The organism is Streptomyces sp. NBC_01537 (genome assembly GCF_045040445.1).
In the GTDB taxonomy this organism is placed as follows: domain Bacteria; phylum Actinomycetota; class Actinomycetes; order Streptomycetales; family Streptomycetaceae; genus Actinacidiphila.
The window spans coordinates 1441446-1458082 of the sequence record NZ_CP109392.1 but is presented as its reverse complement, the minus strand read 5'-3'; the positions used below and the strand labels follow the sequence as shown (position 1 = coordinate 1458082).

Annotated in this window: 13 protein-coding genes; 11 read left to right on the top strand and 2 right to left on the bottom strand. The window is 72.4% G+C overall.

The window, feature by feature from the left end; translation table 11 throughout:
• Positions 1–64: 64 nt before the first annotated feature.
• On the bottom strand, positions 65–673 hold the full coding sequence (locus OG607_RS06830) for a TetR/AcrR family transcriptional regulator (RefSeq protein WP_405720022.1): 609 nt from the start codon (positions 671–673) through the stop codon (positions 65–67).
• A gap of 156 nt (positions 674–829) precedes the next feature.
• Here OG607_RS06830 and OG607_RS06825 point away from each other — a divergent pair, with 156 nt between their 5' ends.
• From OG607_RS06825 to OG607_RS06790, 8 genes are all read left to right on the top strand, one after another.
• Entirely contained in the window at positions 830–1741 is a 912-nt protein-coding gene (locus OG607_RS06825; protein WP_405720020.1) for an ABC transporter permease, read from the top strand.
• Entirely contained in the window at positions 1734–2522 is a 789-nt protein-coding gene (locus OG607_RS06820) for an ABC transporter ATP-binding protein (protein WP_405720018.1), read from the top strand. The genes OG607_RS06825 and OG607_RS06820 overlap by 8 nt, the downstream gene beginning before the upstream one ends.
• Before the next feature lie 318 nt (positions 2523–2840).
• On the top strand, positions 2841–6719 hold the full coding sequence (locus OG607_RS06815) for a Pls/PosA family non-ribosomal peptide synthetase (protein ID WP_405720016.1): 3879 nt from the start codon (positions 2841–2843) through the stop codon (positions 6717–6719).
• Between the two features lie 85 nt (positions 6720–6804).
• Entirely contained in the window at positions 6805–8169 is a 1365-nt protein-coding gene (locus OG607_RS06810; RefSeq protein WP_405720014.1) for a M1 family metallopeptidase, read from the top strand.
• Between the two features lie 110 nt (positions 8170–8279).
• Complete coding sequence (locus OG607_RS06805) at positions 8280–9425, top strand: anion permease (RefSeq protein ID WP_405720012.1); 1146 nt, start codon at positions 8280–8282, stop codon at positions 9423–9425.
• 22 nt (positions 9426–9447) lie between these two features.
• Entirely contained in the window at positions 9448–9678 is a 231-nt protein-coding gene (locus OG607_RS06800) for a hypothetical protein (RefSeq protein WP_405720010.1), read from the top strand.
• Positions 9679–9746: 68 nt separating this feature from the next.
• Complete coding sequence (ppk2, locus tag OG607_RS06795) at positions 9747–10622, top strand: polyphosphate kinase 2 (RefSeq protein WP_405736591.1); 876 nt, start codon at positions 9747–9749, stop codon at positions 10620–10622.
• Positions 10623–10718: 96 nt separating this feature from the next.
• Positions 10719–12734, top strand: a complete 2016-nt coding sequence (locus OG607_RS06790) for an ArnT family glycosyltransferase (RefSeq protein ID WP_405720008.1) — start codon at positions 10719–10721, stop codon at positions 12732–12734.
• A gap of 85 nt (positions 12735–12819) precedes the next feature.
• On the opposite strand, the gene OG607_RS06785 is transcribed toward OG607_RS06790, so the two are convergent.
• The gene (locus OG607_RS06785; protein WP_405720006.1) at positions 12820–13692 is read right to left on the bottom strand and encodes a LysR family transcriptional regulator; all 873 of its coding nucleotides are present in this window, start codon (positions 13690–13692) and stop codon (positions 12820–12822) included.
• 429 nt (positions 13693–14121) lie between these two features.
• Between OG607_RS06785 and OG607_RS06780 the strand changes: the two genes are divergently transcribed.
• The 3 genes from OG607_RS06780 to OG607_RS06770 are packed head-to-tail and all read left to right on the top strand — an operon-like array spanning position 14122 to position 16633.
• Positions 14122–14853 (top strand): alpha/beta hydrolase, encoded by a 732-nt coding sequence (locus tag OG607_RS06780; protein WP_405720004.1) that lies wholly within the window; start codon positions 14122–14124, stop codon positions 14851–14853.
• Positions 14850–15716: a sulfurtransferase gene (locus tag OG607_RS06775; RefSeq protein ID WP_405720002.1), complete on the top strand. Its 867-nt coding sequence runs from the start codon at positions 14850–14852 to the stop codon at positions 15714–15716. Before OG607_RS06780 ends, OG607_RS06775 begins: the two co-directional genes overlap by 4 nt.
• Before the next feature lie 26 nt (positions 15717–15742).
• Complete coding sequence (locus OG607_RS06770) at positions 15743–16633, top strand: ABC transporter permease (RefSeq protein ID WP_405720000.1); 891 nt, start codon at positions 15743–15745, stop codon at positions 16631–16633.
• Positions 16634–16637: the final 4 nt, after the last annotated feature.

The following is a 16637-nucleotide window of genomic DNA, read 5'->3' as shown; positions in this document are numbered from 1 at the left end:
ATGCTAGCGGCGAAAAACCGGCAAGACGATCATCGGACCGCTGGTCGGCCGACCGGTGTCCGCCCTACGACGCCCCCAGGGCGGCCACCGTGCCGGTCGCGAGCCGGTCCAGATAGCCCTTGGGCAGCGGGGTGCGCATGACGGCCACCCGCCAGTAGAGCGGACCGGTGATGAGGTCGAGGGCGAGGTCGAGATCGGTGCCGACGGGGAGCTCGCCTCGGTCGACGGCCCTGCGCACGACGATGTCGGTGATACCGCGCTGCGTGCTGCGCAGGGCGTCCTGGAGGGTCTGCGCGATGTCGGGGCTGCGGGAGGCCTCCGCGAGCAGGTCGGCGATGATCTGCGCGGCCACCGGGTGTTTGAGGGCGCGGGCGCAGACCCCGAGCAGCATGCGCACGTCGCCCAGCAGGCTGCCGGTGTCGGGGGTGGGCAGGCCGAGGGTCGCGACGGCGGACACGACATCGAGGACGAGCGGCAGCTTGGAGCTCCAGCGGCGGTAGACGGCGGCCTTGCCGACGCCGGCGCGGCGGGCGATGCCCTCGATCGACATGCGGCCGTAGCCGACGGCGGCGAGCTCCGCGAAGACGGCGGCGCGGATGGCCTCGGTCACGTCGTCGCGCAGCACGGCGGCGCCCGCCGGGGTGCGACGTGGGGTTGGGGTCTCCGTTGCCATGTCTTGAGGGTAGCGTGATCCGGCGTGGGGACGGAACGGTTGCGTTCCATCGACTGAGTGGTCTAGCGTCGGTCCCGCGACGATACGGCACCGTTCCATCGAGCTGTTTCGAACTCTCCCCCCTGGATTTCCTGCCTCGCACGAAAGGCACCCCACGTGAGCCTTGACCTCGATGAGTCCCCTGCGGGGCTCGTCCCCGATCCGGGGCCGAGCGCACAGGAACTGGCGGCCCGGTACGGCCTCGCCGTCAGCGGCGCACGACCGGGTCTGCGGGTCTACGTACGGCAACTGTGGGCGCGGCGGCACTTCATCACCGCCTATTCACGGGCCAAGGTGAGCGCCCAGTACACCCAGGCCAGACTCGGCCAGCTGTGGCAGGTCATGACCCCGCTGCTCAACGCGGCGGTCTACTACCTCATCTTCGGCCTGCTGCTCGGTACCAGCCGGGGTGTGGACAACTACATCCCCTTCCTGGTGACCGGCGTCTTCATCTTCACCTTCACCCAGTCCTCGGTGCTCGCCGGCACCAAGGCGATCTCCGGCAACCTCGGCCTGGTCCGCGCGCTGCACTTCCCCCGGGCCTCGCTGCCGATCTCCATCACCCTCCAGCAGCTCCAGCAGCTGCTGATGTCCATGGGCGTGCTGCTGGTCATCGTCGTCATGTCGGGCGAGGTGCCCTCCACGTCCTGGCTGCTGGTCATCCCCGCGCTGATCCTGCAGAGCGTCTTCAATGCCGGCCTGGCGATGGCGATGGCCCGCCTGGGCAGCAAGATCACTGACCTGTCGCAGCTGATGCCGTTCCTCCTGCGCACGTGGATGTACACCTCGGGCGTCATGTACAACCTCAGCGCGAAGCTCCACGACGCCCCGCACATCGTCAAGTTCCTCCTGGAGATCAACCCGATCGCCATCTACATCGACCTGATGCGCTTCGCCCTCATCGACAGCTTCACGGCCGCCCAACTGCCCCCGCACGTCTGGCTGCTGGCCGGGCTGTGGGCGCTCTTCGCGGGCGTCGGCGGCTTCGTCTACTTCTGGAAGGCCGAGGAGGAGTACGGACGTGGCTGAGACACCGAAGGCGCAGAACGGCAAGGTCCCGACCGTCATCGTGGACAACGTGCACATCGTCTACACGGTGCGCGGCGCCGGCGCCCCCAAGGGCAGCGCAGTCTCCGCCCTCACCCGGATCGTCACCCGCAAGGGCAACCCGAACGTGCGCAAGGTGCACGCCGTACGCGGCGTCAGCTTCGTGGCGCACAAGGGCGAGGCCATCGGCCTGATCGGGTCCAACGGCTCGGGCAAGTCGACCCTGCTGCGGGCCATCGCGGGCCTGCTGCCGGCCGAGAGCGGCAGGGTGTACACGGAGGGCCAGCCCTCGCTGCTGGGTGTGAACGCCGCGCTGATGAGCGATCTGACGGGGGAGCGGAACGTCATCCTCGGCGGGCTCGCGATGGGCATGACCCAGGAGGAGATCCGCGAGCGCTACCAGAGCATCGTGGACTTCTCCGGCATCAACGAGAAGGGCGACTTCATCTCGATGCCGATGCGCACCTATTCCTCCGGGATGGGCGCCCGGCTGCGCTTCGCCATCGCCTCCGCCAAGAACCACGAGGTCCTGATGGTCGACGAGGCGCTTGCCACCGGCGACGGCAAGTTCCGCAGGCGCTCCGAGAAGCGGATCCGCGAGCTGCGCCAGGAGGCCGGCACGGTCTTCCTCGTCAGCCACAGCAACAAGTCCATCCTCGACACCTGCGACCGGGCCATCTGGCTCGAATCGGGGACCCTGCGCATGGACGGTCCGGCCGAGGAAGTTGTGGCCGCCTACGAGGAATTCACCGGTCAGAAATAGCGCACCCGAGTGGCATTGACCACAGAACGGGCACCCGGGCGGGGCCCCGCGACCTCACGGTGGCGGGGCCCCGCACCCATTCCGACCAGCGATGACGCGGCCAGGTCAAGGCGTCCGGCGCGGGCCGGCGGCCGGGCGGGGTGCACGGCGTTCAACAGGCGATTACGGTTAACGGTGGGTAAACTCCCTGTTCGCCGTGCGCGGAACGGGGATTCGCAGCGCACTCCACACGACCTACGGAGAGTGAGAGATGCGTACCTACGTCGCCGCCGAGCACCGGATCAGGGCCCTGACACCCGGCGGAAGGCGGCCCACCGCATGAGTGTGGCCACCGAGACCCCGGCGCTCCCCGATCCGCTCCTGGCCCCCGTCCCGGCCGTTTTCAGCGCCGCCGGAGCCGCCCCCGAGCGCACCCTCCTCGACATCCTCGACGCCACCGCCGACCGCCATCCGGACGCACTCGCCGTCGACGACGGCGTCACGCCGCTCACCTACCGTGCCCTGCTGGCCGACGTGGAGTCGCTGCGCCTGCGCATGACGGCCGAGGGCATCGGCACCGGCGACCGGGTCGGCGTGCGCGTGCCGTCCGGCACCGCCGACCTGTACGTGTCGATCCTCGCCGTCCTGGCCGCAGGCGCCGCCTACGTCCCGGTGGACGCCGAAGACCCCGACGAGCGCGCCGAGCTGGTCTTCTCCGAGGCCGCGGTGAGCGCCGTGATCGGCGCCGGCCGTGAGATCACGCCGTTCGCCCTGCCCAGCGGCGCCACGGGCCGCCCCGGCCCCGACGACGACGCCTGGATCATCTTCACCTCCGGCTCCACCGGCAAGCCCAAAGGCGTCGCCGTCACCCACCGCAGCGCCGCCGCCTTCGTGGACGCCGAGGCCGGGCTCTTCCTCACGGACGCGCCCCTGGGCCCCGGCGACCGGGTCCTGGCGGGCCTGTCCGTGGCCTTCGACGCCTCCTGCGAGGAGATGTGGCTCGCCTGGCGGCACGGCGCCTGCCTGGTGCCCGCCCCGCGCTCCCTGGTGCGCACCGGCCTCGACCTGGGCCCCTGGCTCATCGAGCAGGGCATCACCGTCGTTTCGACCGTCCCCACCCTGGCCGCCCTGTGGCCCGCCGAGGCACTGGACGACGTGCGCCTGCTGATCTTCGGCGGTGAGGCCTGCCCGCCCGAGCTCGCCGAGCGCATGGCCGTCGACGGCCGCGAGGTCTGGAACACCTACGGCCCCACCGAGGCCACCGTCGTCGCCTGCGCCGCCCCGCTGACCGGCGAGGGCCCGGTACGCATCGGGCTGCCGCTCGACGGCTGGGAGCTGGCCGTCGTGGACACCCGGGGCAAGGTCGTGCCCATGGGAGAGACCGGCGAGCTGGTCATCGGCGGCGTCGGCCTCGCCCGCTACCTGGACGCAGCCAAGGACGCCGAGAAGTACGCCCCGCTGCCCGCCCTCGGCTGGGCCCGCGCCTACCGCAGCGGCGACCTGGTCCGCGCCGAGGAGGAGGGCCTGCTCTTCGTCGGCCGCGCCGACGAGCAGATCAAGCTCGGCGGCCGCCGCATCGAGCTCGGCGAGATCGACGCCGCGCTGCAGGCCCTGCCCGGCGTCGCGGGCGCGGCTGCCGCGGTGCGCACGACGGCCGCAGGCCACCAGCTGCTGGTCGGCTATGTCGCCCCGGCCTCCGACGGCTCCTACGACCCCGCCGACGCCGTGGCCCGCCTGCGCAAGGAGCTTCCGGCCGCCCTCGTGCCGCTGCTGGCCCTCGTGGACACCCTGCCCACCCGTACCTCCGGCAAGGTGGACCGGGCCGCGCTGCCCTGGCCGCTGCCCGCCCTGGAGGAGGGCCCGGAGGCCGTCGCCGAGCTGACGCCCACCGAGGAGTGGCTCGCCGGGCAGTGGGGCGAGATCCTCGGCGCCCCGGCCACCACCCCGGGGGCGGACTTCTTCATGAGCGGCGGCGGCAGCCTGGCCGCCGCCCAGCTCGTCTCGCGGATCCGGGAGCGGTTCGCCGCCGGGTCGGTCAGCGACATCTACCAGAATCCGACCCTCGGGGCCCTCGCCCGGGTGCTCGACGCCGCGACGACGGGCGGCGAGGCCAGCCTGCGCAAGGTGCGTCCCACGCCGCGCCGCGCGGGCGTCGCCCAGGTGCTGCTGACGCTGCCGCTGCTGACGGTGGCCGGACTGCGCTGGGGCGTGGCGGCCGTCGCCGTCAGCAATGTGCTCCACCTGCCGTGGGCGCCCGCCGTGTCCTGGTGGTGGGTGGCGCTCGGCTGGCTGCTCGTCGTGAGCCCCGCCGGGCGGATCGTCATCGCCGCCGGGGGCGCCCGGCTGCTGCTGCGCGGGCTGCGCCCGGGCACGTACCCCCGGGGCGGCAGCGTGCACCTGCGGGTGTGGACCGCCGAACGCCTGGCGGAGCTGAGCGGCGCCACCAGCCTGGCCGGGGCGTGGCTGACGTACTATGCCCGGGCACTGGGCGCGCGGGTCGGCGAGGGCGCGGACCTGCACTCGCTGCCGCCGGTCACCGGCATGCTCCGGCTCGGCAGGGGCTGCGCGGTCGAGCCCGAGGTCGACCTGTCCGGGCACTGGCTCGACGGCGACCTGCTGCACCTGGGCACCATCCGGATCGGTGCCGGAGCCACGGTCGGCGCGCGCAGCACGCTCTTCCCCGGCGCCCGCGTCGGCAAGCGCGCCGAAGTCGCCCCCGGATCGGGCGTGACCGGCGCGGTGCCCGCAGGGCAGCGCTGGTCCGGCGTCCCCGCCGCCCGTGACGGCAAGGCCGCGCACCGCTGGCCCGACGCCCGCCCCGCGCTTCTGCGCCGCTGGACCGCCGCCTATGGGTTCACCTCGCTGCTGCTCGGCCTGCTGCCCGCGCTCGGCGCGCTGCCCGGCCTGCTGGTCATCAAGGCGTTCCTCGACCGCGAGCCGACGCTCGCCACCGCCCTGACCGCCGTGCCGCTCGCCACCGTCGTCAGCATGCTCGCGTACGCCCTGCTGATCCTGGGCGGCGTGCGCATGCTGGGTATCGGCCTGCGCGAGGGCTACCACCCCGTCCACGGCCGGGTCGCCTGGCAGGCCTGGGCGACGGAACGGCTGATGGACATGGCCCGCGTGCACCTCTTCCCGCTCTACGCGAGCCTGTTCACGCCCGTGTGGCTGCGGGCGCTCGGTATGAAGGTCGGCCGCCGGGTCGAGGCCTCCACGGTGCTGGCGCTGCCGACGATGACCACCGTCGGCGACGAGGCCTTTCTCGCCGACGACACCATGGTCGCGTCCTACGAGCTCGGCGGCGGCTGGCTGCGCATCGCAGAGGCCAGGGTCGGCAAGCGGGCCTTCCTCGGCAACTCCGGGATGACCGCCGCCGGACGCCGGGTGCCCAAGCGCGGCCTGGTCGGTGTGCTGTCCTCGACACCCAAGGGCGCCAAGGCGGGCAGCTCCTGGGTCGGCATGCCGCCCATGAAGCTGCCCCGGGCCGCCGAGCAGGGCGACCAGAGCCGCACCTTCGAGCCGCCCCGTCGCCTGATGTGGGCGCGGGCGGCGGTCGAGCTGTGCCGGATCGTGCCGGTCATGTGCGGCGTGGCGCTGGCCGTGCTCGCACTGGCCGCCTTCGGGACCGTCGCGGACCGGGCCGGCCTGCCGGCCGCCGTGCTTACCAGCGGGCTGATCCTGCTCGCGGGCGGAATCGCCGCATGCGCAGTGGCCATTACGGCGAAGTGGCTGCTGGTGGGCCGCTTCCGGGCCGTCGAACACCCGCTGTGGTGCTCCTTCGTGTGGCGCAACGAGCTCGCCGACACCTTCGTCGAGGTGCTCGCCGTGCCGTGGCTCATCGGGGCCGTCGGCGGCACCCCGCTGATGAACCTGTGGCTGCGCGCGCTGGGAGCCCGGATCGGACGCGGCGCCTGGTGCGAGACATACTGGCTGCCGGAGGCCGATCTCGTACGCGTCGGCGACGGCGCGAGCGTCAACCGGGGCTGTGTCGTGCAGACCCACCTCTTCCACGACCGCATCATGCGCATGGACGAGGTGGTCGTCGGCGACGGCGCCACCCTGGGCCCGCACGGCATCGCCCTCCCCGGCGCCGTCATCGGAGCGCGGGCCACGGTCGGCCCCGCGTCGCTGGTGATGCGCGGCGAGAACGTGCCCGAGGCCACCCGCTGGCTGGGCAACCCGATCGAGGCATGGAAGCAGGACGCACAAGCGTGCTGATGTCTCCCGGGGAGCGACCCCCCGTTCCCTCACGAAAAGCCAGGGTGCCGGTCCGGTCCGGCGTGACAACGCGAGGTGCGAGCACTTGAAGAACGGCGGCAAGCGGGGCGGCGTCGCGGCGGTGGCCGCGACGCCGGGGGCTGCCACCTCGGGCGACCCGTACTTCCCCCAGCACGGCAACGGCGGCTACCGGACCGCCGAGTACGACCTCGAGCTGGACTACCGCCCGCACAGCGGACGGCTCTCCGCCCGGGCCCGGATCACCGCCGTCGCCGAGCACGCGCTGTCCGAATTCGCCCTCGACCTGGGCCCGTTCCGCGTCGACCGGGTGCTGGTCGACGGCGCCCGCCCGGCCCGCTACACGCACCGCGCCGACAAGCTCCGGATCCGCCCGGCCCGGCCGCTGCCCGCCGGGGCGTCCTTCACCGTCGAGGTGCGCTACACCGGCGTGCCCAAGCCGGTGCGCACCCGCGACTGGGGCGACCTGGGCTGGGAGCAGTTGGAGGACGGCGCCCTGGTGGCCTCCCAGCCGACCGGCGCGCCCTCCTGGTTCCCCTGCAACGACCGCCCCGGCGACAAGGCGGCGTACCGGATCACGGTGACCGCCCCGTCCCCGTACACCGTGGTGGCCAACGGCACGCTCATCGCCCGTACGATCAGCGCCTCCGCCACGACCTGGGTGTACGAGCAGCCCGCGCCGATGGCCAGCTACCTGGCGACCGTGCAGATAGGCATGTACGAGCTGATCGACATCGCCGTCGGCCCGGTGCCGCAGCCCGCCGCCGTGCCGCAGCGCCTTCTCGCGGAGGCCAGGCACGACTTCGCCCGGCAGCCGCAGATGATGACGGTCTTCCAGGACTTCTTCGGCCCCTACCCGTTCGACGACTACGCGGCCGTAGTGGTCGACGAGGAACTGGACGTCCCCGTGGAGGCGCAGGGGCTGTCCATCTTCGGCGCGAACCATGTCGACGGGCGGCGCGGCCACGAGCGGCTGATCGCCCACGAGCTGTCCCACCAGTGGTTCGGCAACAGCGTCACCATCGCCGACTGGCAGCACATCTGGCTCAACGAAGGCTTCGCCAAGTACGCCGAGTGGCTCTGGTCGGAGGTCTCCGGCGGCCCCACCACCGCCGCCCACGCCGCCAAGTCCCGCACCCGGCTCTCCCTGATGCGCCAGGACATCCGCATCGCCGACCCCGGCGCGCGCAAGATCTTCGACGACCGGGTCTACCAGCGCGGCGCGCTCACCCTGCATGCGCTGCGCACGGTGATCGGGCACGCCGCCTTCGTCTCGCTGCTGCGCGAGTGGACCGCGACCCACCGCCACTCCACCGTCACCACCGAGGACTTCACCGCCATGGCGCAGCGGCACAGCGCGCACCCGCTGGGCGGGCTGTTCACGATGTGGCTGTACGACACGAGGCTGCCGACGCTGCCGCAGCCCCGCTGAAAACAACTGAATGACTGAACAGCCGATTTGATTTACACATGAACTGATTTACGCCTGGCCTTCACACGGGTGTCGCCCGCCGTACGCTCGTGGCTGTTTCCCTCTTGCGCATGGAGCACATCACTTTCCTGGTCGCCGTAGTGATCGTCACCGCTCTGGCCTTCGACTTCACCAACGGTTTCCATGACACCGCCAACGCGATGGCCACCTCCATCGCCACCGGCGCACTGCGCCCCAAGGCGGCCGTCCTCATCGCGGGCGTGCTCAACATCGTGGGCGCGTTCCTGTCCACCGAAGTAGCCAAGACCATCTCCGGCGGCATCGTCGACGACACCCTCGTCACCCCCGGCATGATCTTCGCCGGACTGGTCGGCGCCATCCTGTGGAATCTGCTCACCTGGCTGCTCGGCCTGCCGTCCAGCTCCTCGCACGCCCTGTTCGGCGGCCTGATCGGCGCCGTGTGGGTCGGGGCGGGGGAGCACGGCGTGCACTTCGACAAGGTGGTGGAGAAGATCCTCATCCCGGCGGTGGCCTCGCCGGTCGTGGCCGGGCTCGCCGCACTGCTGGCGACGTACCTCGCGTACCGGCTCAGCGCGCGCGCCCGCTCCGAGTCCGTCAGCCGGGGCTTCCGGCTCGGCCAGATCGCCTCCGCGTCCCTCGTGTCGCTCGCACATGGCACCAATGACGCGCAGAAGACCATGGGCGTGATCACCCTGACGCTGATCTCTGCGGGCGCCCTCGGCGCGGACGCCGGACCGCCGCTGTGGGTGATCGCGTCGGCGGGACTCGCCATCGGCCTGGGCACGTACATCGGCGGCTGGCGGATCATCCGCACCATGGGCAAGGGCATCACCGAGATCCAGTCCCCGCAGGGTTTCGCCGCCGAGACCGCCTCCACCGCGGTCATCCTCACCTCCGCCCACCTGGGCTTCGCCCTGTCCACCACGCAGGTCTGCTCCGGCGGCATCCTGGGCGCCGGGCTCGGCCGGCGGCTCGCCGAGGTGCGCTGGGGCACCGCCGGGCGGATGGCGGTCGCGTGGCTGGTGACGCTGCCCTCGGCGGCGGCTGTGGGTGCGGTGTCGGCGGGAGTGGTCGTGCACGGCGGCACGTTCGGCACCGTCCTGATCGCCGTGGCGGCGCTCGCGGCGGCGACGGCCATCTATCTCGCCTCGCGCCGCAACCCGGTGCACGCTGGGAACGTCAACGACCACCACGAGGTCGCGATGCGGCCGCAGCCGGCCGCAGTCGGCGTCTGAGCGTCTGAGGAGGACGTACACCATGAGCCTGGACTGGAGCGCTCTCGGTCAGGTCACCGTCGTCAGCATCGGCGCGACCGTCGCGGTCGTCGTGATCTTCACACTCGGCGTGCTCGCGCTCTCCCGGCGCGAGGACAGCACGGACACGGGCGGCGGTACGGCCGCGCTGGCCGGCGCGGGAGCGTGCTTCCTCGTCTGCGCCGCCGCCGTGCTGTACGGGCTGTATCTGATCATCCCGCAGTTCCACAACTGAGCCCGCCAGTGAAGTCAGGAGACGCCGTGACCACCCATGTCACATCCCCCGACCTGCTGCGGCAGGGCATGCGGGTCGATCACACCGACATCGACGACCCGATCCTCGTCCACTCCGACGGCAGCCCGGTCGACACCTGGCGTGAGAACTACCCGTACCCGGAGCGGATGAGCCGGCCGGAGTACGACCGGCACAAGCGGCTGCAGCAGATCGAGCTGCTGAAGCTGCAGTCCTGGATCAAGGAGACCGGCCAGCGCCTGGTGATCGTCTTCGAGGGCCGGGACGCCGCCGGCAAGGGCGGCACCATCAAGCGCTTCACCGAGCACCTCAACCCGCGCGGCGCCCGGGTCGTGGCACTGGAGAAACCGACCGAACGCGAGCGCGGCCAGTGGTACTTCCAGCGCTACGTCCACCACCTGCCGACCGCCGGCGAACTCGTGCTGTTCGACCGCTCCTGGTACAACCGGGCCGGGGTCGAGCGGGTCATGGGCTTCTGCTCCGACCAGGAGTACCGGCAGTTCACCCAGCAGGCGCCCGCCTTCGAGAAGATGCTGGTCGACGACGGAATCCAGCTCATCAAGTTCTGGTTCTCGGTCTCCCAGGGCGAGCAGCGCACCCGCTTCACCATCCGTCAGGTCGACCCGGTGCGGCAGTGGAAGCTCAGCCCCATGGACCTGGCCTCGCTCGACAAGTGGGACGACTACACGGCCGCCAAGGTCGCCATGTTCCGCGCCACGGACACCGAGCACGCGCCCTGGACCGTGGTCAAGAGCAACGACAAGAAGCGCGCCCGGGTCGAGGCGATGCGCAGCGTGCTCGCGCGCTTCCCGTACACCGACCGGGACGACGAGATCGTGGGACAGCCCGATCCGAAGATCATCGGTGCGGCGGCCAATCTCCTCGAAGCCGGCGAGGAAGGCGACGGCGAAGGGGACGGTCCCTGAGGGCGCGGCGCGTCTCAGAACCTTCTCACCCACTGCACAGAATCCCGAAAGACACATCAAAGAGTCACCTCAGAGCGCCCCGGCATTCTCAGGTCCATGACTACTCTGACGCTCCCATCACGCAGCGAGAACGAGGCTGCGCAGGCCCCCGCAGGGCCGCCCGCCAACCCTCGCTGGGTGCGGCCCGCCGTGCTGGGACTGCTCCTCGGCACCCTTGGGCTGTACCTGTGGAGCCTCAGCGCCTCGGGCTGGGCCAACAGCTTCTACTCGGCGGCCGTACAGGCGGGCAGTGAGAGCTGGAAGGCCTTCTTCTTCGGCTCCTCCGACGCCTCCAACTTCATCACCGTCGACAAGCCCCCGGCGTCCCTGTGGCCCATGGAGCTGTCGGTCCGGATCTTCGGCCTCAGCTCCTGGGCCATGCTGGTCCCCGAGGCACTGATGGGCGTCGCGGCGGTCTACGTGCTGTTCGCCGCCGTACGCCGCCGCTTCGGCGCGGCAGCCGGGCTGATCGCGGGCGCGGCGCTCGCGGTGACCCCGGTGGCGGCGCTGATGTTCCGCTACAACAACCCCGAGGCACTGCTGACGCTGCTCATGGTGTGCGCCGTGTACTGCACGCAGCGCGCCACCGAGCAGGCCCGCACCAAGTGGCTGCTGCTGGCGGGCGTCGCGATCGGCTTCGGCTTCCTCACCAAGACCTTCCAGGCCTTCCTGATCCTCCCCGGACTCGCCCTGGTCTACGGCGTGTGCGCGCCGACCCGCCTGCGCAGGCGGCTCTGGCAGCTCGCCGCCGCCCTGGGCGCGATCGTGGTGTCAGGCGGCTGGTGGGTCGCGATCGTCGAGCTGTGGCCGGCGTCCTCGCGGCCCTACATCGGCGGCTCGCAGGACAACAGCTTCCTGTCCCTGACCTTCGGCTACAACGGCTTCGGGCGGCTCACCGGCAACGAGACCGGCAGCCTGGGCGCCACCGGCAACAGCAGCGCGACCGGCGTCTTCCGGATGTTCACCACCGAGATGGGCGGCCAGATCTCCTGGCTGCTCCCGGCCGCGGTGATCCTGCTGGCGGGCGGGCTGTGGGTGACCCGCAAGGGCGGCCGCGCCGACGAGCGGCGCTCGGCACTGCTGGTGTGGGGCGCGTCGCTGCTGTGCACGCTCGCGGTCTTCGACTTCATGAGCGGCATCTTCCACGCGTACTACACGATCGCCCTCGCCCCCTACATCGCGGCGCTCGCCGGCATGGGCGCCGGGCTGCTCTGGGAGCACCGGCGCGGTCTGGCCGCCTCCTCGGTGCTCGGCGGCACGGTCGCGGTGACCGCCGTCTGGTCCTACGTCCTGCTGGGCCGCGCCTCGGCGGACTCCTACACCTGGCTGCGCTGGGTCGTCCTGCCCGCCGGGCTGATCGCCGCCGCCGGCATCGTGCTGGCGGGCCGCCTCAACCGCCGCCTCGCGCTGGCCGCCGCCTCGCTGGGCATCGTGGCCTCGCTGGCCGGGCCCTTCGCCTACACCCTGACGACGGTCAGCACCGCCCACACCGGCGCCCTGCCGACCGCCGGCCCCGGCACCGGCGGCATGGGCATGGGCGGCGGCGGAGGCAGGCCCGGCGGCGGCACGGGCGGCGGCAACGCCCCGACCGGCCAGGGCGGCCAGGCGCGTACGGGTACGCCTCCGCAGGGCAACACCGGTACTGGCGGCAACACCGGCACAACCGGTACGGCCCCGACAGGCGGCGGTGGCGGCGGCATGGGCGGCGGCGCCAACATCGGCGCTCTGCTCAACGGCGTCACCGTCAGCTCCAAGATGACGGCCCTGCTCAAGGCCGACGCCGACTCGTACACCTGGGCCGCCGCCACGGTCGGCTCCACCACTGCCGCGAGCTACCAACTGGCCAGCGGTGAACCGGTGATGGCGATCGGCGGCTTCAACGGCACGGACCCGACACCGACGCTGGCGGCGTTCAAGAAGTACGTGGCCGAAGGGAAGATCCACTACTTCATCGCCTCGGGCAGCTCCAGCAGCGGCACCAGCAACGCCGCCAAGATCGCGGCGTGGGTAGCAGCGAACTACACGAAGACCACCGTGGGCAGCACGACGGTCTACGACCTGAGCGGCAGCTGACCCGGCAGCCCGATCGGTACAGCCGACGGGACCGGTGCCAGGTGACCACACCTGGCGCCGGTCCCGTCGTGTCCGAGGGCGCGGCTCAGGCCGCCCGCACGGTCGCCGACTCCGCGAACAGCTCCCGTACGGCCGCGACGGCCGCCGCCACCATCGCGGCGTCGGCGCCCCGGCGGGCGTGCGCGCTCATCCGGATCGCCGGTACGGAGGGCAGATCGGGGCGCACGGCGAGTCCGTCCGGGCCCTGGCCGCCGACGGTGGCGAGCAGGGCCGTGCCGAGACCGGCGCGGGCGCCGTCGAGGACACCGGCCAGGTAGCCGGCGTCGCAGACCACGGTGGCGGGGATGCCGCCCTCGGCCAGGACGCCGAGGGCCCGGCGGCGGATGGCGCAGGGGTCCTCGATGGCGACCAGCGGCAGGGGCGCGGGGGCCGGGGGCGCGGTCCAGCCGGGGGCGGCGTACCAGGCCAGCGGCAGGCCGCCGACCGGGATGCCCTCGGTGCCGGCGGCTTCGGTGACGTACACCGCGAGATCGACGGTGCCCCGGTCCACGGCTTCGACCAGCCGTGCCGAACGGTCGATGCGGAAGCGCACCCGGCATTCCGGCAGCACGGCGCGGACGGCGGCGGTCAGCCGGGGCAGGATGTGGTCGGCGGCGTGCTCGGTGGAGCCGATGACGACCGTGTCGGCCTCCTCTCCGAGGAGGGTGCGCAGCGCCTCGTCGTGGACCGCGATGATGCGGCGGGCCTGCTCCAGCAGCAGCGCGCCCTCGGCGGTGAACCGGGTGCGGCGGCCGTCGCGCTCGACGGCCGGGCGGCCGAGGGTCTTCTCCAGCCGCCGTACGTGCTGGCTGACGGCGGACTGGCTGAGCGTCAGCGACTCGGCGGCGCGGTGGAAGCCACCGCAGTCCGCGACCGCGATGAGGCTGCGGAGCGCCACGATGTCGAGCACATGTGCCATGGCCGAAGGCTAACACCCGATCGATAAGGATTCGTGATCGGATCCGATGGCGAATCGTTGTTGGACGTGTGCAGGGTGCATCGGACATGCTGGGCACATGTTGCGAACAGCTCATGGGACGGCCGCCGCGCCGCGCCCCCTCGACGCCCGGCGGTACCCCGCCGCGGGCGGCGCGCTGTTGACGCAACGGCGTGAGGTCGACTTCGGCCTCGTCAACGCCATGTGTTGTCTCTGACCTGACCTGCAGCCCCTCGCCGCGATTCCGCCGAGCCCCGGGCCCAGGCTCCTTGTGCTGCCCTCCGGCCGGCGGCCGCCCGCTTCACCCCCTCGCCCCTTGACGCCTCGATCCTTTGATCCCTCGATCTTCTGATCGCGATCAGTGGTCGGCAGGGCTGCCCGCCGCACCCCATCCTTCCGAATCGAGGACCCATGACCTACGACCAGTCTGTCCACGCCTGGGACGAGCCCGAGGGCCTGGCCCCTCGCGGCACCCTGATCGTGCTGCCCGGACGCGGCGAACACGGCGGCGTGTACGAGCGGTTCGGCCGCCGCCTCGCCTTCGACGCCTACCGGGTACGCGTCCTGGGCGACGCCACCCGCGACCCGGCCGTCCCCGGGCAGGCCGCGAAGCTGCTGCTCGACGAGGCGGATCCCGGCCCGAAGATCCTGGTCGGCTCGGACACCGGGGCCCGCTACGCGGCAGCCCTGGCTGCGCATGAGGGAAATCGGGCCGACGCGCTGATCCTGGTCGGGCTGCCCACCTCCGACGCGGCCCTGACCGGCGCCGGCTGGGAGGCCGAACTCGACCTGCGCACCGCGTGTTCAACCCACCGGGGCCGCCTCACCGCTGACCAGGCGTTCCTGCGCGGAGCGCTGGCCGGGCAGCTCCCCGACGGGCTCCCGGCCGCCGACCTGGACCGCGTCACCGTCCCCGTCCTCGGCCTGCACGGCAGCGACGACGCCGTCAGCCCGCTCGCCGCCGCCCGGCGCGCGTACAGCGGCTTCCCCGGCGTGCAGCTGGTCGGCATCGAGGGCGGACGGCACGACGTGCTCAACGACGCGAACCACCGCACGGTCGCCGCCACCGTCGTCCTCTTCCTCGAACGGCTGCGGCTGTCGCCCGAACTGCCCGCCATCGCCACGCCGGAGGCCGCCGCATGACCACCGCCGTCACCATCACCCCGGGCGCCCTGGACCGCGCCCTCGCCTCCGGCGCCCCGCCCGTCGTCCTCGACGTACGGTGGCAGCTCGGTGACCCCAACGGACGCGAGTACTACCGCGTCGGCCACATCCCCGGCGCCGTCTTCGCCGACCTCGACACCGAACTGGCCGCCCCGCCGAGCCCGGAGGGCGGCCGCCATCCGCTGCCCGACCCCGAGGCGCTGCAGGCGGCCGCCCGCAGCTGGGGGATCAGCACCGGGCGGGCAGTCGTGGTCTACGACGACAACGGCAACACCGCCGCCGCCCGCGCCTGGTGGCTGCTGCGCTGGGCGGGCGTCGAGGACGTGACGATCCTCGACGGGGCGCTGGCCGCCTGGCAGGGCGCGGGCCTGCGCCTGGAGGCCGGCGACCCCGAAGACGTACAGCCCGGGGACATCACCCTCACCCCCGGCGCGCTCCCCGTCCTGGACGCCGACGAGGCCGCGGAGCTCGCCCGCAAAGGCCTCCTCCTCGACGCCCGCGCCGCTGAGCGCTACCGGGGCGAGACCGAGCCCGTCGACCCCCGGGCCGGCCACATCCCGGGCGCGCTCAGCGCCCCGACCGGCGACAACCTCACCTCCGCCGGAGCCTTCCTCGCGCCCGCCGAACTCCGCGCCCGCTTCGCGTCATTGGGTGCCAACGCCGCCGACCCGGCTGTACCGGCCGTCCCCGTCGGCGTCTACTGCGGCTCCGGCGTCACCGCCGCCCACCAGATCGCCGCCCTCGCCATCGCCGGCATCGACGCCGCCCTCTTCCCCGGCTCCTGGTCCGCCTGGTCCGCCGACCCCGCCCGCCCCGCCGTGACCGGCCCCCACCCGGGCTGACCCGAGAGGAACCGAGAGGACCCCTGATGCCAGCAGTCAAGGAGCACCCCGCCCCCGGCGCGGCCCCGCCGGAACCGCCCGCCCTGCCGGCCGCCGGCCGTCTCACCATCCGCCCCGCCCGCCAGGCCCGTCAGGCCCGCCGGATACCCCGCCTGCCGCGCGCCCTGCGCCGGGCCATCGGCCCGGTCGGCCTGCTGGCCGCCTGGTACCTCGGCAGCGTCACCGGGGTACTGCCTGAGAACGTCCTGGCCTCGCCCGTCGACGTCGTGCGCCAGGCCGTCGAGCTGACCTCCAGCGGCGAACTGCCGCGCGCCATCGCCGCCTCCGGGCGCCGCGCCGCGACCGGCTTCGTCATCGGCGCGGCCATCGCGCTCGTGCTGTCGCTGACCTCCGGGCTCTTCCGGCTGGGCGAGGACGTCATCGACGCGTCGATGGGCATGTTCCGGGCCATCCCCTGGGTCGGCCTGATCCCGCTGTTCATCGTCTGGTTCGGCATCGACGAGACCCCGAAGATCGCCCTGGTGGCGCTCGGCGTCACCTACCCCCTCTACTTCAACATCTATGGCGGCATCCGCTCCGCCGACTCCCAACTCGTCGAAGCCGCCCGGATGCTGGGCCTCGGCCGGCTCGGCCTGATCCGCTACGTCATCCTGCCCTCCGCCCTCCCCGGCGCCCTGGTAGGCCTGCGCTACGCGCTGTCCACCGCCTGGCTGGCCCTCGTGTTCGGCGAGCAGATCAACGCGGACGCCGGCATCGGCTACCTGATGAGCAACGCCGAGCAGTACTTCCGCACCGACGTGATCGTGCTCTGCCTCGCGGTGTACGCGATCCTCGGGCTGCTCTGCGACTTCGTCGTACGCCTGCTCTCCAAGCGCCTGCTGTCCTGGCGGGCCTCCTTCGACGGCGACGGGGCGTGACCGC

Bases quoted from the DNA above. Each gene is read 5' to 3' on its own strand.
- OG607_RS06790 (WP_405720008.1), top strand. From the start codon at position 10,719: ATGACTACTCTGACGCTCCCATCACGCAGCGAGAACGAGGCTGCGCAG.
- OG607_RS06775 (WP_405720002.1), top strand. From the start codon at position 14,850: ATGACCACCGCCGTCACCATCACCCCGGGCGCCCTGGACCGCGCCCTC.
- OG607_RS06785 (WP_405720006.1), bottom strand. From the start codon at position 13,692: ATGGCACATGTGCTCGACATCGTGGCGCTCCGCAGCCTCATCGCGGTC.
- OG607_RS06780 (WP_405720004.1), top strand. From the start codon at position 14,122: ATGACCTACGACCAGTCTGTCCACGCCTGGGACGAGCCCGAGGGCCTG.
- ppk2 (WP_405736591.1), top strand. From the start codon at position 9,747: ATGCGGGTCGATCACACCGACATCGACGACCCGATCCTCGTCCACTCC.
- OG607_RS06805 (WP_405720012.1), top strand. From the start codon at position 8,280: ATGGAGCACATCACTTTCCTGGTCGCCGTAGTGATCGTCACCGCTCTG.
- OG607_RS06800 (WP_405720010.1), top strand. From the start codon at position 9,448: ATGAGCCTGGACTGGAGCGCTCTCGGTCAGGTCACCGTCGTCAGCATC.
- OG607_RS06770 (WP_405720000.1), top strand. From the start codon at position 15,743: ATGCCAGCAGTCAAGGAGCACCCCGCCCCCGGCGCGGCCCCGCCGGAA.
- OG607_RS06830 (WP_405720022.1), bottom strand. From the start codon at position 673: ATGGCAACGGAGACCCCAACCCCACGTCGCACCCCGGCGGGCGCCGCC.
- OG607_RS06815 (WP_405720016.1), top strand. From the start codon at position 2,841: ATGAGTGTGGCCACCGAGACCCCGGCGCTCCCCGATCCGCTCCTGGCC.